This is a genomic window from uncultured Anaerofustis sp. (assembly GCF_938029165.1).
In the GTDB taxonomy this organism is placed as follows: domain Bacteria; phylum Bacillota; class Clostridia; order Eubacteriales; family Anaerofustaceae; genus Anaerofustis.
Genome location: NZ_CALHFB010000041.1, coordinates 39,038 through 56,273, shown reverse-complemented (window position 1 = coordinate 56,273; position 17,236 = coordinate 39,038). Strand labels below are relative to the sequence as shown.

21 protein-coding genes are annotated in these 17,236 nt (G+C 32.8%); 6 read left to right on the top strand and 15 right to left on the bottom strand.

Translation table 11 applies throughout. The features are described 5' to 3' along the window. Positions 1-4: 4 nt before the first annotated feature. On the bottom strand, positions 5-2,194 hold the full coding sequence (locus tag Q0516_RS07420) for a transglycosylase domain-containing protein (protein WP_294467041.1): 2,190 nt from the start codon (positions 2,192-2,194) through the stop codon (positions 5-7). Between the two features lie 244 nt (positions 2,195-2,438). On the opposite strand from Q0516_RS07420, the gene Q0516_RS07415 reads away from it, so the two are divergent. The 3 genes from Q0516_RS07415 to Q0516_RS07405 all read left to right on the top strand — a co-directional run bounded on the left by Q0516_RS07415 (position 2,439) and on the right by Q0516_RS07405 (position 4,704). Beyond that, on the top strand, positions 2,439-3,158 hold the full coding sequence (locus Q0516_RS07415) for a glucosaminidase domain-containing protein (RefSeq protein ID WP_299237543.1): 720 nt from the start codon (positions 2,439-2,441) through the stop codon (positions 3,156-3,158). Between the two features lie 114 nt (positions 3,159-3,272). Beyond that, positions 3,273-3,923 (top strand): HAD hydrolase-like protein, encoded by a 651-nt coding sequence (locus Q0516_RS07410; RefSeq protein WP_294467037.1) that lies wholly within the window; start codon positions 3,273-3,275, stop codon positions 3,921-3,923. A 1-nt stretch (position 3,924) separates the two neighbouring features. After that, a complete protein-coding gene (locus Q0516_RS07405; protein WP_294467034.1) occupies positions 3,925-4,704 on the top strand; it encodes an HAD hydrolase family protein in 780 nt (259 codons plus the stop codon). 21 nt (positions 4,705-4,725) lie between these two features. Here the strand turns inward: Q0516_RS07405 and Q0516_RS07400 are convergent, their stop codons facing one another. From Q0516_RS07400 to rplI, 5 genes are all read right to left on the bottom strand, one after another. Then, entirely contained in the window at positions 4,726-4,929 is a 204-nt protein-coding gene (locus tag Q0516_RS07400; RefSeq protein ID WP_299237542.1) for a hypothetical protein, read from the bottom strand. A gap of 22 nt (positions 4,930-4,951) precedes the next feature. After that, a complete protein-coding gene (locus tag Q0516_RS07395; RefSeq protein WP_299237541.1) occupies positions 4,952-5,194 on the bottom strand; it encodes a hypothetical protein in 243 nt (80 codons plus the stop codon). 344 nt (positions 5,195-5,538) lie between these two features. Further along, entirely contained in the window at positions 5,539-6,138 is a 600-nt protein-coding gene (locus tag Q0516_RS07390; RefSeq protein ID WP_294467028.1) for a TipC family immunity protein, read from the bottom strand. A 13-nt stretch (positions 6,139-6,151) separates the two neighbouring features. Continuing rightward, positions 6,152-7,525, bottom strand: coding sequence for a replicative DNA helicase (gene dnaB, locus Q0516_RS07385; RefSeq protein WP_117531101.1), 1,374 nt, complete (start codon positions 7,523-7,525; stop codon positions 6,152-6,154). Between the two features lie 34 nt (positions 7,526-7,559). Continuing rightward, positions 7,560-8,003 (bottom strand): 50S ribosomal protein L9, encoded by a 444-nt coding sequence (gene rplI, locus Q0516_RS07380; protein WP_117531099.1) that lies wholly within the window; start codon positions 8,001-8,003, stop codon positions 7,560-7,562. A 190-nt stretch (positions 8,004-8,193) separates the two neighbouring features. Here rplI and gatC point away from each other — a divergent pair, with 190 nt between their 5' ends. Further along, complete coding sequence (gatC, locus tag Q0516_RS07375; RefSeq protein WP_294467020.1) at positions 8,194-8,478, top strand: Asp-tRNA(Asn)/Glu-tRNA(Gln) amidotransferase subunit GatC; 285 nt, start codon at positions 8,194-8,196, stop codon at positions 8,476-8,478. Between the two features lie 25 nt (positions 8,479-8,503). After that, positions 8,504-9,388 (top strand): 4-(cytidine 5'-diphospho)-2-C-methyl-D-erythritol kinase, encoded by an 885-nt coding sequence (gene ispE / locus Q0516_RS07370; RefSeq protein ID WP_117531095.1) that lies wholly within the window; start codon positions 8,504-8,506, stop codon positions 9,386-9,388. Positions 9,389-9,511: 123 nt separating this feature from the next. On the opposite strand, the gene Q0516_RS07365 is transcribed toward ispE, so the two are convergent. The 3 genes from Q0516_RS07365 to Q0516_RS07355 all read right to left on the bottom strand — a co-directional run bounded on the left by Q0516_RS07365 (position 9,512) and on the right by Q0516_RS07355 (position 11,396). Further along, positions 9,512-10,357 (bottom strand): DegV family protein, encoded by an 846-nt coding sequence (locus Q0516_RS07365; RefSeq protein WP_257480860.1) that lies wholly within the window; start codon positions 10,355-10,357, stop codon positions 9,512-9,514. Positions 10,358-10,359: 2 nt separating this feature from the next. After that, positions 10,360-10,806, bottom strand: a complete 447-nt coding sequence (locus Q0516_RS07360) for a MarR family transcriptional regulator (RefSeq protein ID WP_294467007.1) — start codon at positions 10,804-10,806, stop codon at positions 10,360-10,362. A gap of 110 nt (positions 10,807-10,916) precedes the next feature. Continuing rightward, on the bottom strand, positions 10,917-11,396 hold the full coding sequence (locus tag Q0516_RS07355) for a sigma factor-like helix-turn-helix DNA-binding protein (RefSeq protein WP_294467006.1): 480 nt from the start codon (positions 11,394-11,396) through the stop codon (positions 10,917-10,919). Between the two features lie 225 nt (positions 11,397-11,621). Here Q0516_RS07355 and Q0516_RS07350 point away from each other — a divergent pair, with 225 nt between their 5' ends. After that, positions 11,622-12,005, top strand: coding sequence for a helix-turn-helix transcriptional regulator (locus Q0516_RS07350; protein WP_294467005.1), 384 nt, complete (start codon positions 11,622-11,624; stop codon positions 12,003-12,005). Positions 12,006-12,031: 26 nt separating this feature from the next. Here the strand turns inward: Q0516_RS07350 and recR are convergent, their stop codons facing one another. The 6 genes from recR to ispF are packed head-to-tail and all read right to left on the bottom strand — an operon-like array spanning position 12,032 to position 17,217. Then, positions 12,032-12,637 (bottom strand): recombination mediator RecR, encoded by a 606-nt coding sequence (gene recR / locus Q0516_RS07345; RefSeq protein ID WP_294467004.1) that lies wholly within the window; start codon positions 12,635-12,637, stop codon positions 12,032-12,034. A 1-nt stretch (position 12,638) separates the two neighbouring features. After that, on the bottom strand, positions 12,639-12,986 hold the full coding sequence (locus Q0516_RS07340) for a YbaB/EbfC family nucleoid-associated protein (protein ID WP_007050431.1): 348 nt from the start codon (positions 12,984-12,986) through the stop codon (positions 12,639-12,641). Between the two features lie 15 nt (positions 12,987-13,001). After that, a complete protein-coding gene (gene dnaX, locus Q0516_RS07335; RefSeq protein ID WP_294466997.1) occupies positions 13,002-14,939 on the bottom strand; it encodes a DNA polymerase III subunit gamma/tau in 1,938 nt (645 codons plus the stop codon). Next, positions 14,939-15,352, bottom strand: a complete 414-nt coding sequence (locus tag Q0516_RS07330; protein ID WP_257480854.1) for a ribonuclease III domain-containing protein — start codon at positions 15,350-15,352, stop codon at positions 14,939-14,941. Before Q0516_RS07330 ends, dnaX begins: the two co-directional genes overlap by 1 nt. After that, entirely contained in the window at positions 15,334-16,740 is a 1,407-nt protein-coding gene (gene cysS / locus Q0516_RS07325; protein WP_257480853.1) for a cysteine--tRNA ligase, read from the bottom strand. Before cysS ends, Q0516_RS07330 begins: the two co-directional genes overlap by 19 nt. Then, a complete protein-coding gene (ispF, locus tag Q0516_RS07320; RefSeq protein WP_257480852.1) occupies positions 16,741-17,217 on the bottom strand; it encodes a 2-C-methyl-D-erythritol 2,4-cyclodiphosphate synthase in 477 nt (158 codons plus the stop codon). It lies immediately after the preceding gene. Positions 17,218-17,236 lie beyond the last annotated feature (19 nt).

The window sequence follows — 17,236 nt, the reverse complement described above, 5'->3', positions numbered from 1 at the left end:
ACCTTTAAAATATATGAAGTTTGTTACACAACTGTTTAGGTTCTTTTCCGCTGATATAATATCTTATTTCTTTGTTTTCTTTATCACATTTCTCTTTATTGAATAAAAGTCCTGTTGAAGCATCAACGGTTGCTTTGGTAACCATTCTGTCAGAATACTTACTTACATCTTCTTCGGGAACAGAAACAGTTTCAACTTCAAGTCTTGTAAAATATTCTCTGTTTGTAACATCTATATTATCTTTTACAACTAATATATTTTTATACTCAACTTCTTTATCCGAAGTATTATTAGTATTTACATTCGCAATTTTGCCAAAATCGTCTATTTCATTGGTATTATTTACGTATCTATTGTAGAATGAAGCAACACCGGATGAACTTATTCCATATAATATTTTATTGGACGGAGTTCCGACCCAAATACTTGTAGCAAGGTTTCCGGTCACACCGCAGAACCAGAAGTCTTTATTATCATGTGTGGTACCTGTCTTACCAAAAGTTTCGTACTGAGTCTGCGCAAGAGTACCGGTACCATATCTGACAACGCCTTTCATACATTCAACTATTGCGGAATTTGCTTCACTTGTTCTTATCCTCTTTGAAGTTGAAGGTTCTCTTTCATATAGTACTTTTCCGTCCTTGGTAGTGATTTTATCAACAAAATAATAAGGATACTTTTCTCCGTCATTTGCAAAAGCAGAATAGGCATTGGCAAGTTCCAAAGGCTTAAATCCATAAGTAAGTCCGCCAAGTGCGAATGCATAGTTGTTATCGTTATATACCGGATCGTCTTTAACATCGACAAGCGTTGAAAATCCAAATTCTTTTACCGCATCATATCCTGCAAGGTCCCCGTTTTCTTTAACACCGAGTTCATCGTATAATCTTAAACAAGCAGTGTTTAGTGAATTTGTTATTGCCTTTTGTATAGTTACTCTTCCGTAATATTTATTTCCGTAATTTTTAGGAGAATATCCGTAAAGGTTTATCGGTCCGTCCTGAACGGTTGAATATATGGTCTTGTCAGGCTGCTCCAAATATTTAGATACATATAGTGGTTTTATCGTACTTCCGGGCTGACGAGGTGTATTTGCCATATCTATTGAAGATGAGCCTCCATAATAGGCAAGAACTTTCCCGTTCGAGCCGTCTACAGTTACAAAAGCCATATCCGCACTGTCTTTGAGTCCGTAAGCAGACATAAAACTATCTACACTCTTTACCCCTGCAGTTTGAAGACTCATATTAAGAGAACAATAAATTTTTATACCGTCCTGATTTATCATTTGTTCAACTTTTTCCTGAGCCTTTTTCTTACTCATTTGATTTTTATTTGTAAAACTGTTTACAAGAACATTTTGAGCTTCGCTTAATACTCTTTGTGAATAAGCACCGCAACCTTTCCTTGTTCTTCCGTTAAAGTTCTTTTGAGAATCACTTTTTCTGATAGATATTTTAACGGCTTTTGCCTTTTCATTTTCTTCATGAGTTATATATCTGCTGTCCTCCATAGCATCCAAAACTTCTTCTTTTCTGATTTTAGACTGCTTATATCCTGTCTTGGTAGTTGGATTATATACTGTAGGGGCCTGAGGTATACCTGCGAGGAGTGCACATTCCTCAAGAGTCAAGTCTTTTACATGCTTTCCGAAAAATCTCTTTGAAGCTTCTTCTACACCGTAAGTTCCCTGTCCCATGAATACATCATTTAAATAAATCTCTACTATCTCATCTTTACTGAATTCCTGCTCAAATTTAACGGCAAGGAGAATTTCTTTTATCTTTCTTGTATATGTACGCTCATCCGATAAGAATAGCCTTCTTACAACTTGCTGAGTTATGGTTGATGCACCTTCATGAATGCCGTCTCCCTTAAGGTTTACCGCAATTGCTCTGAATATCCCTTTAAGGTCAAATCCGTGATGTTTATAAAATCTTCTGTCTTCTATTGCAACCACGGCATGAACCAAATCTTCCGGCATATCATCTATAGATACAAGTGTCCTATTTTCATCATAAATCTCACCTACCAACTTCTTATCGCTGGTTAAGATCTGAGTTTTCAGCTTAGGCGAATATGTATATCCGGAAATATCCGGTAATGTAAGAGATACATACATAAATAATGTAGCACCGGCTAAAATAATTCCTATTAATAATATCCCTAATATTTTTGTTAAAGACTTTTTCAATGTACTACCTTCCGTTACAATAATATTTTTATTTTATTTATATTAAAATTTACAAAAAAACTGTTTTTTTTAATTTATAATAATAATAGTATAAAAAATGTAAAAAAAGAGGCTTTTCATGAATTATTCACAAAAAATTAATAATTTTCGCTTATTTATTATATCTATTATTATAACGTTATTAATATTACCATGTTTTCCGTCGTTAGTAAATGGGAAGGAAGAAAAAAAGCTCACTAAAATAATGGGGGAAAACTCCGCTTGCACAGCTGAACAAATGTATACATATTTAATAAAAAACAATAAACCGAACACAAAAAATTCAATCACAAAAAAGTATGCTTTAAGCTTCGTCAAAACAACGATCAAAGAAGCAAAAAAAGAAGGTGTTAGACCTGATATCGCATTTTGTGTAATGATGCACGAAACCGGATGTTTAAATTACGGAGGAGATGTAACAAAAGAACAAAATAACTTTGCGGGGCTCGGAACGACCGGAGGAGGTGTTAAAGGCGCTAAATTCAAAACAATGACGATAGGTATAAGAGCAGTCGTCCAGCATCTTAAATGCTATGCTTCTAAAGAACCTCTAAAGGGAAAATGCGTAGACCCGAGATGGAATGATTCTCTGAGGGGAAAAGCTATGTATGTCGAATATTTGGGTTATTCGGATAATCCATATAAAAAAGGCTGGGCATATCCGGGAAAAGGATATGGTAAAAAAATATTGACTCATTTAAACAAGATAAAAAAAATAGGGACAAAAGTAAAAGAGGAGAGTAAGGATAATTCAAAAGATAATGATGAAAAAATTATTTTAAAAAGAGAAAAAAAAGATCAAGTGGTAAATACTACTTTATCTGTGGGATTTAATGTCTTATTGATATACCTGATGTTATTGATACTTCATAAAATCAATAAAAGTGAGCAGAAAGCAAAAAATAACAAAAATAGAAGAAAGTAATTTCTTCTATTTTTTAATTTTAATATTATTTATTTCTTTCTTTTAAAAAGTATTTTTAAATTGAATTATTTATATCATTATATTAATATATAGTTATTGAAAGTGAGGCTTTATATGAAATACGATACAGTAATTTTTGATTTTGACGGTGTAATAGTGGATTCATGGCTGGGCATAGCGAAAGGATTTGTAAAGTGCCTTGGCGAATATGGGATAGAAGAAACGATAGAAAATGTAAAAAAAATGATTGGACCGCCTTTTGCACATCTAATTGTGGATAAATATGGTTTTTCAAAAGAAGAAGGTGCGAAAGCCATAATGATACATAGAAAATACGTCAGAGAAAAAGGAGTTTATGAAGCGAGTTTATTTGAAGGAGTTTATGAGCTTATAGAAACGCTATATAATAAAGGAGTAACACTCGCCATTGCATCGAACAAACCTCTTGAAAATGTCGTATGCCAGGCTGAATACTTTAAAATCGATAAATTCTTTAAATTTATTAACGGACAGGATGATTTGCAAACAAGAGGAAACAAAGCCGATTTGGTAAGAGAAACAATGAAAGTATTAAATATAAATAATACTAAAAAAACATTGATGATAGGGGATAAACCTACCGACATAGAAGGCGGGCATTTAAATAAATTGGACTCCGTAATGGTAAAATACGGATACGGTAACGAAGAAGAAATTAAAACCTGCAATGCAGATTATTATATTGATAAACCGCTTGATTTATTGAATATAGTTCTTGGAGATTAAAATGGTTAAACTACTTGCACTGGATCTTGATAAAACATTAATAAGAGATGATAACACCATATCAAAGGAAGATAAAAAAGCAATTCAAAAATGTATCGACAAGGGAATAATAGTAAGCATTATATCAGGAAGAAACGACGCGTCTATAAAACCCATCGTCGAGGAATTAAAAATCATAAAAAACAAGCACATTGGTGTAAACGGAGCATTGCTTTTGGACTTCATAAACGGACATGAAGAGCTTGTTACTATAGATAATGATATATATGATTATTTAGTAGAAAAATTCACCTTAGACAACAGAGATTTTATGCCTCTTAACAGAGAAGGTTATTTTTATAAAAATGAAGGAGAACTTCTTGATGATGTAAGGACTTGGATAGATGATGAAGGTCTTTTTAAAGGGGATTTAACTTCCCTTAGAGACTGTTATAGGATATCGGTACACTTCAAAGACAAAAAGGATCTTGAATATTTAAAAAGTTATTTACCTAAAAGTATTTATGGGACAGTCGACAGAAATGTTTATGATATAAGACCAACAAAAGTAAATAAATTTACAGGGCTTGAAGCATTGATGAAACATTATGATATAGATAAAAATGAAGCCGCGACCATAGGGGATCAGGCAAGTGATGTAGAGCTTCTTGAAAATACCAAATATTCTTTTGCAGTACAAAATGCGGATGAATTTACCAAAAAAGCAGCTAATTATGTACTTAAAAGGACTAACAATGAAAATGCGGTAGCGGAAATGATAAATGAATATTTATTAAAATAAAAACACCGATCAGGTGTTTTTTTATTCGTTAAATAAGTTATTTACTTTTGTTGCTACAAATCGGCTGATAGGTTCCGCAAGAATAATATTTATAAAAAATGTCGCACAAAAGTTCCTCGTCCATATCAAAAAATAATTACTTAATATCTCATTTACATATTCCCCCGCAATTACTGCGCCGACCACAGTCATGATAAGAGACATTGCCGTAACAATAAAGATCACATTGAACAATATAAAATTAGTCTCACTTTTTCTCGTCCAAGAAAAAATCTATAGCTCTATCCTTTATTTTACCCACAGCAAGATTTTGAATCAAATAAGCCGCTATAAAAACAAAAGGCAAAGTTCTAAAACTTAACAAAAATGTATTTAAGCTGACCTCACCAATATTTATAAATGTCTCCAATAAATTCATCATAAATACCATAACGAAACACATCGAAAATCCATATATTAAGTTTGATTTTAATTTCCCAATTATATACATTTTGTATATTTTTTGTAACGTCTTGTTAAAAATAATATTTAAATGTTTTTTTTCATTATAACAAATATAATTTATAACACACAATACATATCTGTTAAGGTCAGTATATAGCTATATTATATTTATATGGTTAAAAACAATTAAAAAGTTAAAGAATAAAATATTATAAACAAAAAAATAAATAACACCCCAAATAATATTGGGGTGTTATTTACATATATAATATTTTCTTTAAAAACCGTCTAAATCAATTAGATACTCAGCACATTTTACAACATAATGATTACATTTTATAATCACTATATACAAAAATACAACATCACTATTGTTTTCTTGTTAATATTTTATTCGTCATAAGAACCATATTCAAATTCAAAATCATCATCATAATTGATTTCATTCTTAACAGGAACTTCTCTTTTTCTTTTTATATTATTCATGGATCTGGAAACCACATTTACATTTTTCTTTTGCTTTGGTTTACTTATTTTTTTCTCGCTTCTTCTAACAGGTTCAGGGTAATCTTCATCTACACTGGTCCTGATTTGTTGCGTTAAAGACGATGCTTTTTCAAAATGAAGAGCTTCCCCATCTTCATCCTCTACATTCAAAAGTGCAGAGCCGTAATCATCCAGCATATCATCATAAGTATTTACCTTAGGTTTTACGGGTTCTGAATCATATTCTTCATAATAATCCACAGGTTTGTTGATTTCTTTTCTTATTTCCTCAATAGGGCTGGTATCTTCTTCTTCATAATATATTTCTTCTTCAAGATTATCTTTTGAATATTTTGTGAAGAAAAACAGTCCAGCAAATACAATAAGAGCGACAAGTATAAGAAATACATTACCTAAGATGTAAAGCACTCCGGAAACCAGCATTGTACCGGCCAAAGGAACCAGCACTCTTAAAATAAAGTCCTTTTCAAAAATATCTCTCATTTATTTTCATCTCCTATACTAAATTATCATCACTATATGCTTCAGAACTCGTAGGATCATCTTCAACAGTGATGAATTTTGTGTATTCTCCATGGAACTTGAGCTTAACAGTTCCAACACTACCATTTCTATGTTTTGCTATTATAACTTCCGTAGAATCATCCTCACTCTCAGGGTTATAATATTTATCTCTGTATAAAAGCATTACAAGGTCGGCATCTTGCTCAATCGCCCCCGACTCTCTAAGGTCTGAAAGCATAGGCCTTTTATTTGTCCTTGCTTCCGGTCCACGGGATAACTGACTGAGTGCAATCACAGGACATCCAAGTTCTTTTGCTATTCCCTTTAAAGTTCTTGAAATAGTAGAAATTTCCTGCTGCCTGCTCTCAACTCTTTCATTTATGGTCATAAGCTGTAAGTAGTCTATGATAATCAAATCTAAGCCTTCGGTAGCTTTAAGTTTTCTGCACTTTCTTCTAAGCTCTCCCACGGAAATACCTGAGGTATCATTGATAAATAATTTTACATCATTTTCTCTTATAGTCCTTACCATATCATAAAGGCTTGACCACTCGCTTGGGAATATATTAGCTATCCTAAGTCTTGAAGAATCGACCTCTGCTTCTCCGGACATAATTCTGTTAGCCAGCTGTTTTGTAGGCATTTCAAGTGAAAATATGGCTACAGCTTGCTTATGTCTTATAGCGGCATTTTGAGCTATATTAACCGCAAGTGCGGTCTTACCCATACTAGGTCTGGCGGCAATAAGTACAAGATCCCCTTTTTGAAATCCGGATGTAATATCATCTATCGCTTCAAAACCTGAAGGTACCCCTATGACTTTCTCATCCAGCTTTTGAATCCTGTTGAGTTCGTTAACGGCATCACTGACCGCATCCGATAATTTTGTAAAATCAGTGGTATTATTATCCATGGATATATCATAAACCGACTTTTGAGCTCTTTCTATCATTGAAGAAGCATCATCTTCATTTGCATAACATTTATCTATAACATCTCCAAGCTCCCTTATAAGCCTTCGCCTTATAGATTTCTCTTTTATGATATCACAGTAGTGCTCTATATTATTTGTCGATACTACACTGTCACCTATTTTAGTTAAAAATTCATAACCGCCAATCTTATCAAATACACCATTTTCTTTAAGTTCATTTGAAAGAGTAAGCGCGTCTACAGCTTTACCTCTGTCCGAAAGAGCCAAAACTGATTTATAAACCCATTTATGCTGGTCATCATAAAAATCATCTACACTTAAAACTTCTCTTACTACACTTATAGTTTCACTGTTTATCAATGTGCACCCAAGAACACATCTTTCCGCTTCACTGTTATGGGGCATAACTTTTAAGCTTAGTTTATCTGCCACTTCCCGACTCCTTACTCAATACTATCTATTTTAATTATTCACTTACTACGTTGATTTTAACCATCGCTTCGATATCTTCAAAAAGTTTTACTTTTACCTTATATTCGCCTTCGGTTTTGATGTTATCCATTACTATTTTTCTTTTATCAACATCTGCTCCGCTTGCTTTTTTTATTGCATCACTCACGTCCATTGATGTAACGGAACCGTAAAGCTTTCCGTCAGGACCGGATTTTGCCTTTAAATCAACAGATATTTTTTCAAGGTCTGCTTTTGCCTTCTTAGCATCTTCAATCAATTTAGCTCTATTTTCATTTTCAAGCCTTATTTCTTCTTCCAGTTTTTCTATATTTGCTTTTGTCGCTTCAACTGCCTTACCATTCTTAAGTAAGAAATTATTTGCATATCCGGTTTTTACATTTTTAATTTCTCTTTTTTTACCTATACCTTTTATATCTTCAAGTAATATAACTTTCACGTCTAATCCTCCATACTGTATTAATTATTTAACATTATAGCACAGTTTATATTAAAATTATAATTGTTTTTGATTAAGAAAACATTAATATAAATAGATTTAAAGGTTAGTTTCAGATACTTCCTTGACTATTCAATCCAAAAAAAGTAAAATATAGAATAATATAAATCATAGGATAAAGGAGTATATTATGAAAGTAAGTAAAGAAGATGTACTATATACCGCATCTCTTGCCAAGATTGATATAGACGAAAAAGATGTTGAGGCATACAGAGATACTCTTACAAAGCAACTTGAATACGCAAAATCTTTAGATAATGTAGACATTGAAAACGTAAAATCTTTAGCACATGTATTAGACCTTGAAAATGTAGTCAGAGAAGATGAAGTAAAAGAAGGACTTAACATAGAAGAAGCTTTACAAAATGCACCGGATAAAGACGGCAGATGTATTAACGTACCTAAGATGTTATAATTTTAAAAGTAAGCGAAGGTAAAACATGGATAAATTACAAATCAAGATACCCGCAAAAGTCAATCTTGGATTGGATGTAGTGGGTAAAAGAAAAGATAATTATCATGATATCAAAACAGTAATGCATTCAATCAATATTTACGATTATCTAACATTCGAAAAATCAGAAAAAATTGTTATTACCTGCAATAATGACGAAGTCCCAAGAGATGAAAATAACATAGTATATAAATGTATAAAAGAAATCTCCAAACTTAAAAGTGACAGAGATTTATTATCTGTGCATATAGAAAAAAGAATACCGGTATGTGCGGGACTTGGAGGCGGCAGTGCAAACGGCGCAGCGGCTTTAATTGCTTACAATAAAATCTATGACCTTGGCTTAAGCAGAAATCAGTTATGTGAAATAGGAAGAAAGATCGGTGCTGATATCCCGTTTTTGATCCACAGCGGAGCGGGGATGTGTGAGGGGATCGGTGAAAAAATAAGACCTATTTATCCATATATCCCAAGTTATATCGTACTATGCAAACCCGATTTTGGTGTAAGTACAAAATTTGCATATGACCTTATTGATAATGCCACTGATTTAAAAAGACCGGATTTCACAGCTTTGATGAACGGACTGTTGAACTCTGATAAAAAGAAACTTAAAAAAGGACTTATAAATGTTTTTGAACCTTTTGTTTTAGAAAAGTATCCCGAAATCAGATATATAAAAGACAAGTTTGAAAAATTAGACGCGGTCGGTGTACAAATGAGCGGTTCGGGACCAAGTGTCTTTGCTTTATTTGACAGTCTTGAAAAAGCACAATATGCATATGAAGAATTTTTCAAAGAATATAATACAGTATTCTTAACAAATTTTACAGAAAGCGATAATTCACTTCTTACATATGAATTAAGATAAATGTATAGCATCGGTTAAGTACCGATGTTTTTTATTTATAAATACATTTTTTGATGTAATCAATAATTAAATATAATTAATATAATATCATTATACTAAAAAAGAAAGTCATTAGACTTTCTTTTATTTTTCTACCACAGTAAACCCAAACGTTCCGCTGCCTAAATGAGCTCCAATTGTTGGTCCTATATTATATATATCATTTTCATTTATATTTTTATCTATTGATTTTAATCTTTTTATAAGTTCTTCACAGTTTTCTTTCTCGTTTGAATAAGGGAAATATGCGGGATAATTAATATCTCTGTCTATTTTTTGATATTCTTTTACCATTTTCTTATAAGCTCTGGCTTTACCAAGTGATTTATCTTTCATAAAAAGCTTACCTTCACTGTCAATACTTATGATTGGTTTCATATTTACTGCCTCTCCCAAAGCAGCCTGAGCTTTTGTGAGCCTTCCGCCTTTATGTAGATATTCCAAAGTATCTACCATTACCACGGAACGAAGCTTCGTAACCAAATAAGATAGTTTTTCGTATATCTCTTTACCGCTTAGACCTTCATCTCTTAACTTCACGGCGGTATCCACCAATAATCTTACCCCCGTTACGGCATGTACACTGTCAATGATGAATATATTATCATAATCTGCAATTTGCTTTGCAATATTTGCACTCTGAACCGTTCCGCTTAAACCGCTTGAGAGTAAAATCGCTATTATATCATCTCCAGCTTCTTTGGCTTCATTAAAATATTTAAGAAATTCTCTCGGTGCAGGCTGAGCGGTCTTAGGGAAAATATCGGTATTCAATAATTTATCATAAAAAGTATCTTTATCAATATCCACCCCGTCATAATAATGTTCTTCATCAAAAGAAACCATTATAGGTACGAATAATATGCCCTTTTCTTTAATTTCATTTTGTTCATAATCCGATGATGAATCTGTTAATATTCTTACTCCCATATTTACCTCCTATGCAATAAACCGACATACCCTGATATCTCATTGAAAATATCGGTCGCGTTCTTAGCCTTATCTTTTCCCAAACTATATACCAGCTTATCTATCAGCTTTAAAATCGCATTATAATCTTTTTTATATACATCAATTTTATCTTCGTTTAAGGATATATAAATAACTCTTTTATCCTCTTCACTTTTTGTTCTTTTAACAAGCCCTTTATCTACAAGCCCGTTTATTATTTTATTTATCTGTGACTTAAGTAAACCAGTTCTTACACATATTTCTTTTATCGCAAGCCCTTTTTTATTGTTTTGAACTGTAAGTTCTTTATATAAAATATGGCATAATACACCCTCATTAAAAGATAAGTTTACCATATACCTTTTATTTCTTAATATTGTTGAAAGATTTATCCATGAATCCAAAAAATCTTCGCTTACAGTCTCCATATACCCTCCAAATTAGTTCACAAAGTAAACAATTAGGTCTTATTATATAAAAATTGATATACTTTGTCAAATAAAAAAAGACTTTGAAAATATTCAAAGTCTATGATAAATCAATTTTTCTTATTTCTGTTATTATTTCTTGTTTCATCCATTTCTTCACTGGTCACGCCCCATAAAACCATTCCGATTTTATTCACGGCTCTCTTCCTGACTCTGCTTCCATATTCTCTTGAATATCCCAGATTATCACTTATTTCAGTCATCCTCTGCATTTTGAAGTATCTCATGACGATGACTTTTCTTTCCAAATCCGTGAGACACTCCAAAGCCTTTTCTATTTCAAAAACAAGTGATTGTTTTTCTTTTAACTCTTTTTGAAGAAGTATCTTAAAATCCGCAATATTTGTAGCTTCCGCAGCGACAAAATCATTATATATCCTGTTTGAATTAGTCGCGATATAAATCGACCTTGAGGGAAGAGAGCCCGGTTCAAGCTCTTCCAGCCTCTTTTGTATCATTTCAATCCTCTTAATCAAAAAAGGATAATCATATAATCTCTTTTCTGTTTGTTTATATAAATCTGTTTTCATAATAAGCCTCCTGCAACAATCATTACTAAATCGAACGTTCTTTCTACACTTGTAGATTATCACACTATATGTGTGATTGTCAAGCGAAATTATTCATTTTGTGTGATTTTATTGATATTTTTCACACAATTAGTTGATTTCTGTATTGAAAATAATAACAAATTGTGATATTATTAAGGTGGATAAAAGAAAATAAATAATAAATCCCATATACGGAGAAGTAAAATGGATACTATAGGAGATCGAATTAGGAAGCTTAGAAAAGATAATAGTTTAACACAGCAGGAACTGGGACAAAAACTCGGAGTTCATTCTAACACAATTAGTATGTACGAAAAGGGAAACAGAAAAGTATCTGCTGAAATGGCAAATAAATTAAGCGAAATATTTAATGTAAGTGTTGATTATATAACAAAAGGAGAAGACAATAAAAAAATCAAGGATAATTATACTTCTCTCGATGAAAGTTTATTAAATGATGAAAAGTATTTAAACCTTACTCTTAAAAATCTTCTAAAGGATTCTACAATGGTTGCGTTTCAGGATTATAAAAGCTGGAGTGTGGAAGATAAAAAAGAATTACTTTTGATATTACTGGATAAAAAATAAGAATCGTCTGATATCAGACGATTCTTTTATATTTCATTTCTTCCTATGATTGCATTTGCAAGTGTAGCTCCGTCGGTATACTCAAGGTCTGCCCCCTGCGGAAGCCCCTTGGCTATCCTTGTGACCTTAACATCATCAAAAGGCTTTAAAAGTTTCTTGATTACCATAGCGGTAGTTTCACCTTCTACGTTAAAACCTGTAGCAAGTATGACCTCGTCAACATCATCACTGGTGCCTATCCTGCTTATAAGCTCTTTTATCCTTATATCTTCTACCATTATCCCTTCCATAGGAGATATAACCCCACCGAGGACATGATAAAGCCCATTATACTCTTTTGTTTTTTCAATGGCTATAAGGTCTTTCGACTCGCTTACCACCAATATAGTAGATTTATCTCTTTTATTACTTGAACATATATCACAAGGATCTTTATCCGTTATATTGTAACAAATAGAGCAATACTTTAATTCTTTCTTTGCTACTTTGATAGCTTCGGATAAACTATCCACATCACTTTGCTCCATATTGATTATATAATAAGCAAGCCTGCTTGCGGTTTTCCTCCCTACACCGGGAAGTTTTGAAAGTTCGTTTATTAAATTGAGTATAGGTTTAGAATAAACACTCATTTTATAATCCCGGAATATTAAGTCCGCCAAGTCCTCCCGTCAAAGAACCCATTTTGCTGTTCGCATCGCTTGACGCTTTATTTAAAGCTTCATTTACGGCAGCAGCGATCATATCACATATGATTTCGGCATCTTCTTCTTTTAGCATATCAGGATCTACTTCTATAGACTGTACAAGTTTTTCTCCGCTTACAACGGCTTTAACCGCACCCCCGCCGCTTGTTGCTTCATAATTTGTTTCTTCCAATTCCTTCTGCATTCTTTCCATATCAGCCTGCATTTTCTGCATTTGTTTCATCATACCCTGCATATTGCCGCCGCCCATTCCATTCATTCTTCCTTTAGCCATTTAAATTTACCTCCATTATTCTTCACTGGCACCGAATATTTCCATTATCGATGCATCATAATCTTCTTCTACATCCATGATATCATCCACAACTATCTCATTACTGATTTGCGATAATTCCTCATCCGATATATATTCTTCTTCGCTGCTCGACATGATCTCGTCAAGATTGTAATCAGAAGCAATATTGTCATTTTCCAAAGCTTTAGAAACTACCTCATCCTCTTTTACAGGAGTATTCGAAGTTACTTCCGGTTCCGGTTTGATATCATTTTTAATGTTTAAATCTTTTTTTAAACTTTTAAGACTGTTTTTACTGCTATCATTTTTATATCTTAATTTTATCTTTTTGTCAATATAAACAACATCTAAATTTCTGCCGGACTTCTCTTTTAATATATCTTTAAATATTTTATCTCCGTCATTGTCAAAATAAAAGTCCATCATATTAAGTGCTTCACCGGGATATACAGTAAGCACATTACCTTCAAGAGAGACGACTTTAAATTTATTTACGCTCATACCGACAAGCGGATCTTTGGCACTGTTAATTATATAACGCTGTGTGAGAGATAAAATCTTATCAGCTTCTTTGATATCTTTTTTATCAACCACGATTTCATTACTGTCTGGTGTCGTCTTTTTGGGTTTATCTTTGAGTTCTATGACTTCTTCCTTGACAGGAATAACCCCGCCGGAAAAATCCATATTCTTGATTTTTTCGACTTCGGATTTTAAATAAGATAAACTGTTTACTTCTCTCTCAAGAGACCTTATCCTATCATTCAAGATTTCGATTTGTTGGTTATCAATATTTACAGAAGTATTTTCACTGATTTTATTATTAAAAGTATTATCTGTCTCACCCGAACATAGATTTATTATCTTTGCGGTAAATAAGAATTCCGGTTCGCTGAAAAACCTCATGTCATTTTTAAGCTTAGCCAGAGAATATAGAATATCACTTATCCTTTTACTGTCTTTAGAACCATTAAAACTTTCTCTTAAAGAAGCAATATACGTACTGCTTTTATTTATTATCTTCTCGGGCTCTTTAACATTTACAGCTATTATTTTATTGGAGTAATATTCCATAAGCTGAGTTATTATACTTCCGACTTCTCTTCCTTTATTTAAAAAGTCATGTATAGCATTAAGGCTCTTATCTACATCATTTTCAAGGATACCGTTAGCTAAAAGGAATATTTCCTCATCACTTATCAAACCTAATATATCATCTACTATTTCTTTTGTGATTTTATTGTCTTTCACTACGGAAATAGCTTTATCGAGTAAACTTAAAGCGTCTCTTAAAGCACCTTCGGTGTTGAGTGCAATAAGCGCCAAAGCTTCTTTTTCATACTCTATTTCTTTTTTATCCAGTATATTGGCAAGATGATTTACTACTACTTCGCTGTCTATCCTGTTAAAGTCAAAACGCTGACATCTAGATAGTATAGTAGGTAATATTTTATTTGGTTCCGTGGTTGCAAATATAAATACTATATGGGAAGGCGGTTCTTCCAAAGTTTTAAGAAGCGCATTAAAGGCTTCTGTCGTTAACATATGGACTTCATCGATGATATAAACTTTATATCTGCCGAAGTTAGGCATATAATTTACTTTTTCTTTTAAGTCCCTTATCTCGTCGATACCTCTGTTTGAAGCAGCATCTATTTCAACTATATCCGCACCGTCTCCGATATTGATATCGTTGCATGAAGCACACTCGTTGCAGGCTTCGCCGTCTTTATTATTTAAGCAGCATATGCTTTTAGCAAACACTTTTGCTGTAGAGGTCTTTCCGGTTCCTCTTATACCGCTGAAAAGGTAGGCATGAGAAATAGAATCATTTTTTATCTGATTCTTTAAAATGTTAATTATATTGTCCTGACCTATAATCTCTTCAAAATTTTTAGGTCTGAATTCTCTATACAAAACAGTGTAGCTCATTATATTACCTCTGCCTTTTTGTACTCAAATATTTTATCCATAAGCTCTTTGATCCTATCCATATCATCGAGTAAATACAGATATCCGAAAACACATTCAAGAGCCGTAGCAAGTCTGTATGTAGAAATATTTACACTCTTTGATGAATGTTTAATTTTTGTATTTCTTCCCCTTAGGGCTACTTTCATTTCATCTTCGGTTAAATAATCCTTTAAAAAAGAAAAAATATCGGCTTGATAAAGGGCAGAGACGTAGTTCATACTCATTTTGTTCAAGTCTTTTACGCCTCTTATACCAAGCCTGATTAATGTCTTTCTTATATTTACTTCGTAGACACTGTCCCCGAGATAAGCAAGTTCCTTGCTTCCAATAGATAAAATATCTTTCTTATTATCTATTTCTCTTTGTGCCACTTTACACCTTCTCTGGTATCTTTTAAAACTATTCCTTTATCAAGCAGATCGTCTCTTATCTTATCCGCAAGAGTAAAGTCTTTATTCTTTCTTGCTTCCTGTCTTTTTTCAATCAGTTCAAGGATCTCATCTTCAAGGATTTCATCTTCCTTTTCTTTTGTAAGTAAGCCCAAAACTCCGTTTAGCTCCATATACATATCATAAGATTTTTTTATCATTTCTCTAGATGAGTTTTCATTTACATTTGAATTTATATCTTTACTGAGTTCATAAATGGTACTTACCGCATTTGCAGTATTTATATCATCTTCCATTGCAGCCTTGAACTCTTCTCTGTATTTTGGAAGAGCACTTATAAATTCTTTTTCATCTTCTTTTAACTCTTCATCTTTTACCTTGTCAAGTAAGAACAAAAGATTTTCTTTTGTATTATATAGCCTGTTAAGACCGCTCTCTGTCTGTTTTAATATATCAAATGAAAAGTTTACAGGGGTTTTGTAATGAGCCGACAGCATAAATAATCTTACGACTTCCAAATCAAAATCCTTTGCAATATCTCTTACCATAAAGAAGTTACCTTTAGATTTAGACATCTTTTCATTGTTTATATTTATATATCCGTTATGAACAAAATAATGTACGAAATCTTTACCGTTAGCACCTTCGGACTGAGCTATTTCATTTTCATGATGAGGGAAAATCAAATCTTCTCCTCCTCCGTGGATATCAATAGTTGAACCTAAATATTTTCTGCTCATTGCTGAACATTCTATATGCCATCCGGGCCTACCTTTTCCCCAAGGAGAATCGAATGCAATCTCACTGTCTTCTTTTTGTTTTTTCCAAAGAGCAAAGTCCAGCGGAGATTCTTTTTCGTCATTCACCTCGACTCTGGCTCCCGAAACAAGTTCATCGATAGGTTTCTTTGAAAGCTTTCCGTAATCCTCAAATTTGCTTACTCTGTAATATACGTTTCCGTCCACATTATAAGCGTAACCGTTCTTTTCCAAATCGCTTATCAAATCGATGATATCCGATATACATTCGCTTACTCTAGGATGAACGGTAGCTTCTTTTATACCAAGCCCTTTGGCATCCGTAAAGTATTCTTTTATATATTTATCAGCGACCGCCTTGCTTGTCGTATGTTCTTCCTTTGCTTTATTGATTATTTTATCATCGATATCAGTAAAGTTTTGAACATAATTGACTTTATAGCCTTTATATTCAAGATATCTTCTCAAAGTATCAAAAATAATGAAGGGTCTGGCATTTCCGATATGGAAAAAGTTGTATACGGTAGGACCGCATACATACATATTTACTTCCCCTTCATTAATAGGTACAAATTCTTCTTTTTTTCTCGTTAACGTATTATATAATTTCATTTATTCCTTCTCCTTAAGCAAACATACACTGTAGGCTTTTATACCTTCTTTTCTGCCACTAAAACCTAGTTTCTCTTCCGTGGTAGCTTTTATACTTATGTTTTTAACAGGAGTATTCATAATAAAAGAAATATTTTCGCGCATTTTTTCTATATAAGGTGCTATTTTAGGTGCCTGCATGACCAGCGTGACATCAGCATTACAAAGTTCATAACCTTCTTTATCAATAAGATTACAAACTTCTTTTAATAAAAGCATACTGCTTATGCCTTTATATTTATCATCAGTATCCGGAAAATGCTTTCCTATATCGCCCAAAGCAAGTGCGCCAAGGATAGAATCCATTAAAGCATGAACCAAAACATCCGCATCGGAATGTCCTATCAGCCCTTCCGGATAATCAATTTTCTCTCCGGCTAAGATAAGATCTTCATTCTTACCCAGCCTATGAACATCATATCCAAATCCTATACGCATTTTTTTACCTCTTTATTTA